14 protein-coding genes are annotated in these 13,088 nt (G+C 61.3%); 3 read left to right on the forward strand and 11 right to left on the reverse strand.

The window, feature by feature from the left end; genetic code table 11:
- The 6 genes from rsmA to lptF all read right to left on the reverse strand — a co-directional run.
- A partial coding sequence (gene rsmA / locus QZ498_RS10195; protein ID WP_294621921.1) for a 16S rRNA (adenine(1518)-N(6)/adenine(1519)-N(6))-dimethyltransferase RsmA occupies nt 1–768 on the reverse strand: 768 nt, incomplete at its 3' end.
- On the reverse strand, nt 765–1,742 hold the full coding sequence (gene pdxA, locus QZ498_RS10200) for a 4-hydroxythreonine-4-phosphate dehydrogenase PdxA (protein ID WP_294621922.1): 978 nt from the start codon (nt 1,740–1,742) through the stop codon (nt 765–767). The genes rsmA and pdxA, both read right to left, overlap by 4 nt.
- On the reverse strand, nt 1,739–2,986 hold the full coding sequence (locus QZ498_RS10205) for a peptidylprolyl isomerase (protein ID WP_294621924.1): 1,248 nt from the start codon (nt 2,984–2,986) through the stop codon (nt 1,739–1,741). The genes pdxA and QZ498_RS10205 overlap by 4 nt, the downstream gene beginning before the upstream one ends.
- Before the next feature lie 5 nt (nt 2,987–2,991).
- A complete protein-coding gene (locus QZ498_RS10210) occupies nt 2,992–5,175 on the reverse strand; it encodes an LPS assembly protein LptD (protein WP_294621925.1) in 2,184 nt (727 codons plus the stop codon).
- Nucleotides 5,175–6,266, reverse strand: coding sequence for an LPS export ABC transporter permease LptG (gene lptG, locus QZ498_RS10215; RefSeq protein WP_294621926.1), 1,092 nt, complete (start codon nt 6,264–6,266; stop codon nt 5,175–5,177). Before lptG ends, QZ498_RS10210 begins: the two co-directional genes overlap by 1 nt.
- Nucleotides 6,263–7,387 (reverse strand): LPS export ABC transporter permease LptF, encoded by a 1,125-nt coding sequence (lptF, locus tag QZ498_RS10220; protein WP_294621998.1) that lies wholly within the window; start codon nt 7,385–7,387, stop codon nt 6,263–6,265. Before lptF ends, lptG begins: the two co-directional genes overlap by 4 nt.
- A gap of 148 nt (nt 7,388–7,535) precedes the next feature.
- On the opposite strand from lptF, the gene QZ498_RS10225 reads away from it, so the two are divergent.
- The 3 genes from QZ498_RS10225 to coaD all read left to right on the forward strand — a co-directional run bounded on the left by QZ498_RS10225 (nt 7,536) and on the right by coaD (nt 10,042).
- Complete coding sequence (locus tag QZ498_RS10225) at nt 7,536–9,005, forward strand: leucyl aminopeptidase (protein WP_294621927.1); 1,470 nt, start codon at nt 7,536–7,538, stop codon at nt 9,003–9,005.
- Nucleotides 9,006–9,010: 5 nt separating this feature from the next.
- Entirely contained in the window at nt 9,011–9,469 is a 459-nt protein-coding gene (locus tag QZ498_RS10230) for a DNA polymerase III subunit chi (RefSeq protein ID WP_294621928.1), read from the forward strand.
- Between the two features lie 81 nt (nt 9,470–9,550).
- Complete coding sequence (coaD, locus tag QZ498_RS10235) at nt 9,551–10,042, forward strand: pantetheine-phosphate adenylyltransferase (RefSeq protein WP_294621930.1); 492 nt, start codon at nt 9,551–9,553, stop codon at nt 10,040–10,042.
- Nucleotides 10,043–10,295: 253 nt separating this feature from the next.
- On the opposite strand, the gene gap is transcribed toward coaD, so the two are convergent.
- The 5 genes from gap to QZ498_RS10260 all read right to left on the reverse strand — a co-directional run bounded on the left by gap (nt 10,296) and on the right by QZ498_RS10260 (nt 13,054).
- Nucleotides 10,296–11,357, reverse strand: a complete 1,062-nt coding sequence (gene gap / locus QZ498_RS10240) for a type I glyceraldehyde-3-phosphate dehydrogenase (RefSeq protein WP_294621931.1) — start codon at nt 11,355–11,357, stop codon at nt 10,296–10,298.
- Nucleotides 11,358–11,481: 124 nt separating this feature from the next.
- Nucleotides 11,482–11,625 carry a hypothetical protein gene (locus QZ498_RS10245; RefSeq protein WP_294621932.1) on the reverse strand — a complete coding sequence of 48 codons (144 nt, stop codon included), beginning with the start codon at nt 11,623–11,625 and terminating at the stop codon, nt 11,482–11,484.
- Nucleotides 11,626–11,680: 55 nt separating this feature from the next.
- Nucleotides 11,681–12,214, reverse strand: a complete 534-nt coding sequence (locus QZ498_RS10250) for a helix-turn-helix transcriptional regulator (RefSeq protein WP_294621933.1) — start codon at nt 12,212–12,214, stop codon at nt 11,681–11,683.
- Nucleotides 12,211–12,750: a cytochrome b/b6 domain-containing protein gene (locus QZ498_RS10255; protein ID WP_294621934.1), complete on the reverse strand. Its 540-nt coding sequence runs from the start codon at nt 12,748–12,750 to the stop codon at nt 12,211–12,213. Before QZ498_RS10255 ends, QZ498_RS10250 begins: the two co-directional genes overlap by 4 nt.
- 52 nt (nt 12,751–12,802) lie before the next feature.
- Nucleotides 12,803–13,054 carry a PepSY domain-containing protein gene (locus QZ498_RS10260; RefSeq protein WP_294621936.1) on the reverse strand — a complete coding sequence of 84 codons (252 nt, stop codon included), beginning with the start codon at nt 13,052–13,054 and terminating at the stop codon, nt 12,803–12,805.
- Between the last annotated feature and the right edge of the window lie 34 nt (nt 13,055–13,088).

Here is a 13,088-nt window from a genome sequence, read left to right on the forward strand (position 1 = left end):
GATGCCCGCCGCACGCAGGCGGTCTTCGATATCTGGGGCCATGCTCTTGAGAGCGGCACGGAGCATCTTGCGGCGTTGGTTGAAGGCGCGGGCGACCACCCGTTCGAGGATCTTGGGGTCGGCGGGAAAGCGCGGCTCGGACAGGGCCTTGAGTTGAACGACGGCGCTTGAAACCTTGGGCGGCGGTGTGAAGGCGCCCGGCGGTAGGTGCATGACAATCCGCGCGTCGGCACGCCATTGCGAGAGGATCGCCAGCCGCCCATAGGCCTTGGAGCCGGGTTGCGCGACGATTCGTTCGGCTACCTCGCGTTGGAACATCAGCGTGAGGCTTTGCCAGAAGGGCGGCCAATCGGGCGGGGTGAGCCATCGGATCAGGAGTTCGGTGCCCACGTTGTAGGGCAGGTTGGCGGCCACCTTGATCGGCGGGGTGAGGTGATCGAGCGGATTGACCTCAAGCGCGTCGGCGTTGAGCACCTCAAGCCGCCCCGGGTAGGCCTTGGCGATGTCCTCAAGCGCGGGCAGGCAGCGGCTGTCTTTTTCGATGGCCACCACGCGGCGCGCGCCTTCGGAGAGGAGCCCGCGTGTCAGCCCGCCGGGGCCGGGGCCGATTTCGAGCACGTCACAGCCCGTGAGGTCGCCCGCTTGGCGGGCGATCTTGGCGGTGAGGTTGAGATCGAGCAGGAAGTTTTGCCCCAAGGATTTGCGCGCGGAAAGGCCATGATCGGCGATCACTTGACGCAGGGGCGGCAGGCTGTCGATCGCGCTCATGCCTGCGCGGCCCTTGCACGTGCCATGGTCTGGGCCATGCGCAGGGCTTCGATCATGCTGGAGGGGTTGGCCGCGCCTTTGCCCGCGATGTCGAGGGCAGTGCCGTGATCGGGCGAGGTGCGGATGAAGGGCAGGCCGAGGGTGACGTTCACGCCGCGGTCGAAATCCAGCGTCTTGATCGGGATGAGGGCCTGATCGTGGTACATGCAGATCGCCGCATCATAGGTCTCGCGGGCGCGCTCGTGGAACATGGTGTCGGCCGAAAGTGGGCCAATGAGGTCTATCCCTTCGTGGCGCAGGCGGTCGATCAGCGGGGCGATGATGCGGGTTTCTTCCTGCCCCATGGTACCGCCTTCGCCAGCGTGGGGGTTGAGGCCGGCAACGGCGATGCGGGGCGCTTTTATGCCGAAGTCGAGGATCAGGGCGGCATGGGTTATCCGGATGGTTTTTTCCAAAAGCTCTGGCGTCAGGGCTTGGGGCACCTGCGACAGTGGTATGTGGATGGTGGTGGGCACAACGCGCAGGGCTGCGCTTGCCAGCATCATCACCACGTCGGTGCCGCCGGCGAGGGCCGCGAGGTATTCGGTATGGCCCGGATATGCAAAGCCTGCCCCGGTTTGCAGGGCCTTCTTGTGGATGGGCGCGGTACAGAGGGCGGCGGCCTCGCCTTGTTGCACAAGATCAACGCCACGCGTGATGACGTCGATGACGGATTGTGCCTGTGCCGGAACGGGTGTGCCGGGGCTGTGTTGTCCGGGGAAGGGATGTGGCAGCACCGGCAAGCCCACGGCGGAGGCGGCCAAGGCCTCGGACGGGGCGGAGATTACGGCCACCGGCGTGTTGGGCGGCAGGTGTGCGGGATCGCCAATCAGGAAAAAAGGCAGATCGCTGCGCAATTGGTCCCAAGCCATGGCCGCCAGTTCCGGGCCGATGCCCGAAGGTTCCCCACAGGTCAGCGCGATCGGGGCGGTCATTCCTTCTCGACGATCCGGGCCTCGGCGCGGAGCTGTTCAAGGTAGCCCTCACCGAAGGAATCAAGCCTTTGGTTGCGGATGAAATTCGTCAAATCCTCATCAGTCGGGCCTTCGCCGTCAAGCGCGGCGGTGCGACCGCAGAGCATGAGCAGGACAAGGGTCTCGCCTTGGGCGCGCGTGAGGGTGGTGGATATTTCACCGGGGTCCAGCTTGGACAGTTCGAAGGCGATGTCGGTCGGAATTTCCTCGGGTTTACGCGCGCCGCGATCCAGAACCTCGGGCGGTTGATCCTTGGCGACGCCATAAAGGTCATCGCAGGTGTCAACCTCGGCCCGGACGCGGGCCGCGCGTGCAAGCGCCTGTTCGCTGCGACCACCGTCGATATAATAGGCGGCGTATTCGATGGCCTCGTACTCGGGCTCGGGGACCTCGGTTTCTTCAATCTCGCGCAATTGGAAAAGCGCAATGGCATTGCCTGTGGACAGCGGATCGGAGACTTCGCCCGGTGCGAGCCCCAGAACGATGGGGCGCAGCGATGCGGGCAATTGTGTGATCGGCATCCAGTCCAGACGCCCGCCACGGTTTCGGGTGCCCGAGGCCGAATATTGTCGCGCCGCCGATGAGAACTCGGCGACGGTATCAATCTCGGACAGACGGGCCGCGCGGGCTTGGGCCGCTTCGGCCTGCGCCGGGGTTGTCACCGGCAGAATGATCTCGGACATCAGTACCCGCACGCCGCTTTGACCGGAGACGGCATCGCGGGCGCGCTCCAGATCGGACTCGCTGACCGAGATGCGCGGGATGAAGCGGGCGCGGATCAACTCGCGCCATGTCACGCCGGAGCGCACGAAGGCGCGGAAGGTTTGTTCTGCAACACCGGCCCCTTCCAGCGCGCGGATGAGTTCTTCGGCAGTGAGGTCGGCACGCGCGGCGAATTCCTCCATCCCGGCCTCGATGTCGGGTTCTTCGAGAACAAGGCCTGCCGCATCTGCTGCGTCGAGTTTCAGGCGGTCTTCGATCAGTTGCTCCCGGGCGAGTTGCGCCGGGTTGCCGGGGGCGCGGAACAAGGTGAGCATGCGGGCGCGCTGTTCGATCTCGTATCGGGTGACGGCCTGATCGTTGACCTTGATCACCGGCTCGAAAAGGTTTTGCGCAGTGGCCGAACCGGTGCTGATCGCGGCGGCGAGAAGCAGGCCGGGCAAAGCGAAAATTCTGGAAAGGCGGCGCATCGTGGCTGGTGTCATTGAGGTCAGTTCCTGCATGTCCGGACGTAACTTTTGTCTTCTGTCTTCGTCGTAAAGCCCCTGAGCCCGACTGTGAAGCTGATATTCGTCGATGGGGTCAATGTAGTGGAAGAGGTGAAGCGGCGCGAGGCTGAAAGCGAAATATCCACGCATTCGTTGGTGTATTTCAGGCCAAGGCCTGCGCGAACCGAGCGATCCTGGGCCACGTCGTAGCGCCAATCGGCGCTGCTGGTCCAGTGGCGCGAAAGGCGGTGCGAGGCATCGAAGGCCCATTCGGACACATTGCCGGTGCGGTCTTCACGCGGGTCGTTGCGCAGCCAGATATATGTGGCACCGACATTGGTGCGGTCGGTTTGCCAGCTTGCGCGCGCCTCGGCCTTGGTGGTGTCGAAGGCATCGTCAAAGAGGCTGCGACCGGTGAAGGTGAAACCGTTGTTGGTTTTGATTTGCCCAGCGAAGAGGACGTCGGAAAACTTGCCGCTGAGGCCCGATGAATTGGTGAAGGAGTCCAACCCGGAGACTTCCAATTGCTGGTCTTCGTGCACCACTTGCCCGACGGCAAAAGAGGTTTGCCAGCCGCTTGGATCCAATCGTGTCCAACTGATACCGTAGGCGCCGGTCAGGCCGCGTTCGCGCCTGTCGGGGGCGGTGAAGCGCGAAAGGGCGAAAAGGTTGCCCTCGTCGAACTCGATCCGGGTGCTTTCGTCATTGGGAATGTTCGGGTTTGAGCCACCGACCCATGCCAACTGTAGAGACGGTTCGATAATCTGGGTCGCCCCGCTGCGTTCGGTTTTCAGAAGGGGCCAGCGCAGGCGCAGGGCCGCAGAGGGCGCGGGTTCGACCGCTTGTGATGCGCTCAACCCGCCGGATTGGGCGATATGGAAGCTGTCGACCGCAAGGCCGGTTTGGAAATGCGCCAACACTCCGGCGGGCATGGTCCAATTCCGGTGCCATTCGGCGCTGGCCGTAAGACGGGTGACATCGCGGCCATCGGCCCATGGGTCAATGTCTGCCCCGTCGGTTTCCAGCGAGGAGGAGCGGAAGTGACTGTGTGCCAAGGCGCTGAGCCGTATCTCGCCTCCTATGTTGGCGGGGTGGAGGCGCCTTTCGTATTCGGCATTGCCGACGATTGTCGGCAGGGTCTTGTTCGACTCTCCGGGGCGCAGCGAGTGGAAGTGCGTCAGCGCGCCGCGTATGTATTCATCGCGTTGAACCCGTTCGATGGCCAGTTCACTGTCAAGCCGGTCCTTGTCGTAATAGCCGTAATCCAGAAGGTAGGTATCGTCACGCACAGCTTCGATATCGAAGGTAAGGGTGAAATCCTCGGGCAGTTCGAATGCGCCGCGTCCGAAAACATAACCGCGGGTCGAGCGCGGACCGAAATCATCGTCCGAAATCGCACCTTCGAACTCGATCCGACCGTTGCGGAAGGCTTGACGGTAGCGCGCTTCGAGCGTGAGTGAGTTTGCGGATATGAAGGGTGTGAGCGTCAGATCCTTGTGGTCGCCGATGCGGATAAAGTAGGGGACGCGCACCCCGAAGCCCAACCGGGTCGAGTTATGCAGCGAGGGGATCAGGAAGCCGGTGGCGCGCTCAAGTGTGGGGTCGGGCAGGCGCAGACGTGGCATGTAAAAAATTGGCACGTCCATGACGCGCATTTGGGCATCGTCGAAATAGAGCTGCTTTTCCTGCTGGTCGTGGATCACCCTTCGAGCACGGATTTGCCAGATCGGCGGGCGTCCCGTTTCGCAAACCCGGCATGAGGTCACGGAGGCCTTGTAAAGCTGATTGTAACGACCGTCGCGGCGCGCCATGGCATGGGCGGCCAGCTGTACCTGGTTTTCCATGACGATGCGGGCGCCGCGCAGGATTCCGTTTTGCATCTCGCGGTCAAGTTCGGCGGAGTCTGCCAGAACGAGGGTGTTGTTGTTCTCGTGCAGGGTGATCGGGCCCTTGATGATCAGCGTTTCGGTGCTTTGATCGTATGTAATCTCGCTGGCTTGCAAGCGGCGCCCGTCATACATCGCCTCGACATTGCCATAGGCGGTGAGTTGATCATCGGCACTCAGATAGACGTCATCAGCCACCAGCATCGCGGGGGCGGGGGAGTCTTGCGCGTGCATGATTGCAGGCACGCTTGCAGCGGCCAAGGTGGCCAAGATCACGAGGAGGCATGATGCCAGCCGCATTAGCCGTCCTCCATGTGAAGCAGGATGCCCAAGGCCAGCAGGAAGGACGCAACAGGCGGCGCCCATGCGGCCAGAAGCACGGGTATCTGGCCGTTTTCACCCAGGATTTGCGCGAAGTTGCGAATGTAGTGCAGTGTAAAGCCCAGCATGACAGCGGAAAGAACCGAGATACCGGTATTGCTGATCCGGGTGTGGCGCATGGTGAAGGCCGCGGTCAGCATGACGAGGGCGACCAAGAACAGAGGGCTGGCCAGTTCCATCTGAAACCAAACGGCGTAGCGGCGCGCGGAAAACCCGGCCTCTTCCAACTGGTTTATGAAGTCGGGCAGGTCCCAGAGCGAAATATACTCAGGCTTGCCGAAACTGTCGAGAATCCGGTCTTGCGTAAGCGCCGACGGGACCGAAAGCGCGGCAATCTCGCGCGCCGAGGATTCAGGATTGCTACCGGTTTCGAGCGTCCAGAGCTTGGCATTGCGCAAAAGCCATTCGCCATCGGAAAGCTCTGCCGTTTGGGCGGAAATGCGGCGCAGTGGCGCGCCGTCCGGTGAAAAGGCGATGAATGTCGCGTCATAGAGTGTCGTGACGTCGGAACTGGCATGGTTGGCGTGGATCACGGTTTGGCCGGTGTCGCTGCCCTGACGGAGCCAAAGCCCCTCGGAGGAAATGGCCAGCACGTTTGAGCCGCCCCCCATATGGCTGTTGACCAGATCATTGTACCGTTTGGACGCAGCGGCGACGATCGGGTTGAACATGCTGATTGCTACCAGCCCGATCAGAAGCGCCACCGTGATCGGGGCTGCCAGAGCGCGGAGTGCGGATCGCCCCGAGGCACGCACCACGACGAGTTCCGAACTGCGCGCTAGCCGCAAGAACAGTGCGACAGTTGCGAGGATCATGACCAATGGCAGGATTTCATAATTGGCATGCGGCAGGTTCAGCGCCACGATCTCGGCCACTTGCAGGAAGGGCAAGTCAGGGAAGTCCTGTAGCTCGTCCACAAGGTCGATCAGTGCCAGTAGCAGCACGAAAACGGCAAAGATGCCGAGGAATGTCCAAAGGAACTTGCGGGCGAAATAACTGTGCAGGATCATGTCGCGCCCTCGATCCGGTGACGCTTCCACGGGGTCAGTTTGCGGCCAAGGCCGGGGTTGGCCGCAAGGTATAACAGGCCGCCGGTGATCGCTATTCCAAGAGCGGCGGGAAGGTAGAGCAGTGGCCAGGCGGAGGCGCTGCCGAGGACCGTGCCGGATAGCCCGCCTTCGACCATCTTGATCAGGACCAGGATGATGAAGGCCCCGACGATCTGTGACCAGACGCCAAAGCGGCTGTAGGTGCCGACCAGAAGCGTGGCGAACCCGATGAGCGCGGCGACGATGCACATGATCGCCTGTGTGAAGCGATTATGCACCTCGTAGTTCACTTGTGCGACACTGACGCCGGTGCGCTCGGCAACCGCTTGCGGATCAAGCAGCATATCGGGCGTTGCCGCAAAGCCGACCTTGTCAAGGTTGATCTGGTCGCGCGAAACGAGGCTGGAGATGTCATAGGAAAAATCATCGAAATGCGTTGTAAAAAGGCGCTTGCCGTCGGTGCGCAGGACTTGCGCAAGACCTTCGATCATCACCAGTTTGGTGCCGCCGCCTTGCTGCACGAGATAGGCCTGTGACGACGTGTAGGTGACCGGGCGGTCCTGGTTACGGCGATCCGAGAGGAAGACATCGCGCAACTCACCTTCCGGTGAGATATCCCGGATGTAAAAGGTGATACCGGGGGCGGGATGCAGGAATTCCCCTTCGCTCAGAAGTTTGGCGGTGATGTTCTGGCTGACCTCGGCCTGCCTTATGCGCAATTGGCTGAGACTGGAGGGAATCAAAAGGTGGGTGAGCAGCGACATCATCACGGCGATGAGAATGCCGAAGATCAGCACCGGCCGGATCAGTCGGTAGGGGGAATAGCCCGTCGCCTGCATCACGGTGAGCTCACTTTCGGTGCTCAGACGGTTCGTGACATAGACCGTCGCCGCAAAGGCGGCAATCGGCAGGACAACGCCGATCACCCCCGGCAAAGTCAGCGCCGTGAATTCCAGAAAAACCCAGGCGGGTTGTCCATCGCCGATGAGTCGATCGAACATGCGCACCGCTTTGTTGATCCAGAAGATCGACACCAGAACAAGCGCAAAAAACCCGAACAACACCATGAATTGCGACAGCATATACCTGTCGAATCTGGTCACATTTCCCCCCAAAGGCAGCAGTCTTGCAGGGTAACTTATCGGAATTGGACGCGGGGGAAAACTGCTAACTGGTCAATGCCGGTCTCACGCGCTAGGACTTGGGGCCAGACACGCAAGGAGGCAGCAGATGACGACACCGGTCGCAGTGACTTTCAAGGAAACCGACAATGACGCAATCGCCGAGGCCGAGGGCCGGGTGGCGATCATCGTCACCCCCGACGGGAAGTTGGACACCTCGGCGCGTCGGGTAAACCGCCTGACCCGTGGCGCGGTGAAACGTTTGGCCGAAAGCGAGGCCTGGGGCAAGATGAAGCCCGGGCAGGTCAAGAGCCTGACGATGCCCTCGGGCATGGCCGCCGAGGCGGTTGATGTGGTCTGTTTGCCGCGCCGGGCAACGGTCGAGGAGGCGCGCAAGGCCGGTGTGGCCCTTGGCAAGGTCAAGGGTGACGGGGCGCTTCTGTTGATGGCAGGGTCGCTGCGACGAGTGGCGGAACTGGCGCTTGGTGTGGCTTTGCGCGCCTATGCCTTCACCGCGCGCAAGACCGCGCCGGTCGAAGAGGCGGGTGCCGTCACAGTGATGACGAACAACCCCGACGATGCCGAGGAGAAATTCACGCCGCTGCGCGCCGTGGCCGAGGGCGTTTTCTTCACCCGCGACCTGATCAGCGAGCCGGCGAATTACCTGACCACGACCGAATTCGCCTCGCGGATCGAGGCGCTTTCCGACACCGGCCTGAAAATCAAGGTGCTGGACGAAGCCGAGATGGAAGAGCTTGGCATGGGCTCGCTTTTGAGCGTGGGCCATGGCAGTGCCAGCCCCTCGAAACTGGCAATCATGGAATGGAACGGCGGCGAGAAAGATGCAGCGCCCCTCGCTTTGGTGGGCAAGGGCGTCGTTTTCGATACCGGCGGTATCAGCCTCAAGCCGGCGGCCGGCATGGAAGACATGACGATGGACATGGGCGGCGCCGGTGTTGTCTGTGGTGTGATGAAAACGCTGGCGCTGCGTGGTGCCAAGGCGAATGTCGTGGGCTTGGTTGGTTTGGTGGAAAACATGCCGTCGGACCGCGCGACGCGACCGGGCGACGTGGTGACCTCGATGAAAGGTGATACGATCGAGGTGATCAATACCGATGCCGAAGGCCGTTTGGTTCTGGCCGATGTGCTGTGGTACGCGCAGGAGCACTACAAACCTGCGGGGGTCGTCGATCTGGCCACGCTCACGGGCGCGATCATTATCGGTCTGGGCCATGAGAACGCAGGCGTGTTCAGCAACGATGACACCTTCGCCGGGCATTTCCTGAAGGCCGCGGAAGCCGAGGGCGAGGGCGCGTGGCGTATGCCCATGGGCCAAGCCTATGACGACATGCTGAAATCCGACATCGCGGATATGAAGAACGTTGGCGGGCGGCCTGCCGGGTCGATCACTGCGGCGCAGTTTCTCAAGCGGTTCGTGAAAGACGACGTGCCGTGGATGCATCTGGACATCGCGGGGGTGGCCAGTGTCAAATCCGAGACCAAGTACGCGCCCAAGGGCGCGTCGGGCTGGGGTGTGATGGCGCTTAACAGGTTGGTCGCGGACCGCTTTGAGGGCTAAGAAGCATGGGCGCGGCCTATTTCTATCACCTGACGCGCAAGCCCCTGGAGGTGACGCTGCCGATGCTGCTGGACAAAGCACGCGAGGCAGGCTGGCGCGTTGCGGTGCGAGGCCGCGAGGCCGCGCGCATGGATTGGCTGGATGAAAAGCTGTGGCTGGGGGCGGAGGATGGGTTCCTGCCGCATGGCCGCGCAGGCCAGCCGCATGAGACCGAGCAGCCGATTTTACTGACCACCGAGTCGGCGATGCCCAATGCCGCGGCTTGCCTGATGACGGTGGATGGTGCCGAGGTGGCCCCCGAGGAAGTGCAGGCGCTTGAGCGGGTTTGCGTGTTGTTTGACGGCAATGACGAGGCCGCCGTTCAGGTAGCGCGCGAACAGTGGAAACTCCTGACCGGGGCGGGTTGTCAGGCGCAGTACTGGTCTGAAGCCTCGGGCCGGTGGGAGAAGATGGCCGAAGCCTGAGGCGCGGGATGCGGTCAGTTGCTTGCATTCTGCGGTGCAATATTGTTGCGTGTGGGGTGACAGAATTTACGGAGCCGCCCCATGCGTATTGGCCTTTATCCTGGTACTTTCGATCCCATCACCTTGGGGCATATCGACATCATCCGTCGCGCCGCAATATTGGTGGACAGGTTGGTGATCGGTGTGGCGATCAACCGCGACAAGGGGCCTTTGTTCACCCTTGAAGAGCGGGTTGCCATGATCGAAACCGAATGTGCCATATTGAGCGAGCAGACCGGCACCGAGATCGTTGCGCACCCCTTTGAAAACCTGTTGATTGATTGCGCCCATGATGTGGGCGCACAATTGATCGTGCGTGGCCTGCGGGCGGTCACGGATTTTGAGTACGAGTTCCAGATGGTCGGGATGAACCGGGCGCTTGATAGTTCGGTCGAGACTGTGTTCTTGATGGCCGATGCCAATCACCAGGCGATTGCCAGCAAGCTGGTCAAGGAAATTGCCCGGCTTGGGGGCGACGTGAGCAAGTTCGTCACACCAGCGGTGCGGGCGCGGCTTTTGGAGAAGTTCAGCTAGAGCGTTTCCAGATTACCTTGACTCAAAGTGCGTCGCCAATGTCCCGAGAAGGCCGTAGGCCTGACAGGGTATTGGTGATGCAACAATGACTGGAAACGCATTGAGTGGGGCGCTCATCGCTTGCGCTCCTCGCGAGGAAGGCTGGAAGGCCTGACCGAGCGTGGGGCGGCGGCAGGCCATCTTTGAGTATTTGAGCCAAGAAGAAACAGGCCTGCGCGTTTGGGAAGGGCCGCGCGTGGCGGCCCGTTTCCTTTTAGGCGTATTCCGGCGCGCGGGTGGGCTTGGTGGCCGAGTTGCCGGTCGTGGTGGGGCGCAGGAGTTTGCCCATCTCCGCCGCAGTGTCAGCCATGCGGTTCGAAAAGCCCCATTCGTTGTCATACCAGCTCAGGATGCGGCACATGGTGCCATCGTCCATGACGCGGGTTTGATCGGTGGCAAAGACCGAACTGGCCGGGTTGTGGTTGAAATCGGAGGAGACAAGCTCGCGGCCGGTAAGGTCGAGAACCCCGGCAAGGGGGCCTTGGGTGGCCTTGGCGATGATGTCGTTTATTTCCTCGGCCGTGGTTTCGCGACCAGCCTCGAAAGTCAGGTCGACAGCACTGACGTTCGGGGTCGGAACGCGGATGGCCGTGCCATCCAGTTTGCCCGCCAGTTCCGGCAGGACGAGGCCCACGGCGCGGGCGGCCCCGGTGGTCGTCGGGATCATGTTGAGCGAGGCCGCGCGGGCGCGATAGAGATCCTTGTGCGCGGTATCCAGTGTCGGCTGATCGCCGGTAAAGCTGTGCACGGTGGTCATGAAGCCGCGCTTGATGCCGATGGCGTCGTTCAGGGCCTTGGCGACAGGCGCGAGGCAGTTGGTGGTGCAGGAGGCGTTTGAAACGATCAGGTCATCGGCGGTCAGCGTGTCATGGTTGACGCCGTAAACGACGGTGCGGTCGGCACCCTTCGAGGGGGCAGAGACCAAAACCCGTTTGGCGCCGTTTTGCAGGTGGATGGCGGCCTTGTCCCGGTCGGTGAAAATGCCGGTGCATTCCATCACGATATCAATGTCTTGCCACGGAAGCTCGGCCGGGTCGCGCAAAGCGGTGACGCGAATGGGACCAAGGCCCACGTCGATGCTATGGTCGGTGGTTGTGACCGGGGCGGGGAAGCGGCCATGCACGCTGTCGAATTCCAGAAGGTGGGCATTTGTCTCGACCGGGGCGAGATCGTTGATGGCCACAACCTGCAAGTCGGTGCGACCTGACTCAACAATCGCGCGCAATACGTTGCGCCCGATGCGTCCAAAGCCGTTAATGGCGATCTTGACAGTCATTTGCGATGTCCTTTCGGCGGTCTGCATTCTGCTGTTTTCGCGCTACGTTAGCGCTAACATCAGGCGCATGATTACGCGAATCGAGTAGCCTCTGTCAAGGATTGCGAGGCTGGCGGCTAAACCATCAGCGCCAAAAGGCCATCCATTCGATGAGGTCGGTGAGTTTTCGCGCCAAAAACATGCTGTTGAGCCAGTCAAAGACCAAGGCGTCGATCCCAATAGCGGCCAGAATGAAAAGGCCCAGAGCAATGGCAACCGAATTCGTCATAGAGATGTCCTGCGATGGCGTGATATTGACTTGATGCCAGAGGCGCAGGCCGGTGTCACGATGCTTCTTTTTGAAGAGGTTTTTCCGATGTGAGTGGCGCATTCATCAAATCGTCCACGAGCAGGCCCAGAAGGGCGCCGCGCCCCGGAACGCCAGCCTTGCGGTAGATGGCGTTCAGTTGTGATTTGACTGTCCCTTCCGCCGAGCCGCGCAAATCTGCGATTTCGGCGATGGAGAGGCCTTTGATCGTGAAACCTGCAACATCCTGTTCCGCGGCGGTCAGGCCCCAGTTCTGGAAGTGGTCCAGCATGATATCGTGAAACGCTCCGGCGGCGATGGAAACCTGATTTTCCAAGTGCGCTTTGCGGCGGAGCAAGGCCATGAGGGCTCGGGTTTCATAGACGATGGCCGAGACGAGCGCGAGCGCGGCGAGTGCCTCAATCGCGATATGCAGATTGGCCAGCGCCCGCAGACCGTTTGGCCCCAGATCGTTCACGACATCCCATAGGAAGAACGCGGCGCAAAGGCTTTGCACCGCGATCAGCGCGATCAGCGCCTGTGGTTTGTCCGTTTTGAATGCTACGGTCATGGAACGAGTTTTACGTCGTCTGGCACGCGTTTGGTACCCGTGATCATGGCCTGTGGAAGGTTGACGCCTGTGCGCCAGCTTTCCCAGATCACGGCGGCGACGTGGAGCACGACCGAGATTTCTGCCCAGGTCACGAGCGCCTCATGCGCCTCTTCCACCCATTCCACGCCCCAGAAGGTATTTGTGGTCATCATCCAGCCGGTCAGGCCAATGGCCAGAAGCGACAAGAACAGGTTGAGGATCATCAATGCGCCAAGCGGCGTATGTCCAAGGTGGGCCTTGCGGCGGCGTGTGGCGAGGTCCGAGAGTTGTTCGGTCACGCCGGTCCTGGTGGGCCAAAAGCTGGAAAAACGTGCACTTTTCGGGCCAATGAAGCCCCAAAGAATGCGCAACCCCAGTAGAGTGAGGATGGCATAACCGACCCATTCGTGCAGCTTGCTGTCGTCCTCGATGAGTAGGGCATTCGCGAGGAAGCCAGCAGCGACGCTCCAATGAAATGCGCGCACGAAGGGGTCCCAAATCCTGTGGTCTGTCATGGTGAATTCCTTTGGGAAAGGCGGACCCCGTCAAAGGGTCCGCCGGGCGCGATCAGTCATCCATTTCGGTTTTCACGACGTTGAGGTCCTTATCGAGGTATATCTCGTAGCGGGCACCGTCCTTGAGGGCATAGGCCTCGTACATGCCGTCCTCGGTTTCGATCTTGCGCACGTCGTAGCCTTGTTCGGTCAGTTGCGCTTTGATCTGCTGGGCTTTGGCTGTGTCCATCTTGAGGTAATCGTCCGAGGCTTGCGCGACTGTGCCTGCGGTGATGGCAAGGGCGAGAGCGATAATGCGTGTCATGGGATATGTCCTTTGCGTTGTGTTGCGTGAACGC

This window comes from uncultured Roseovarius sp. (genome assembly GCF_913057115.1).
Classification (GTDB): domain Bacteria; phylum Pseudomonadota; class Alphaproteobacteria; order Rhodobacterales; family Rhodobacteraceae; genus Roseovarius.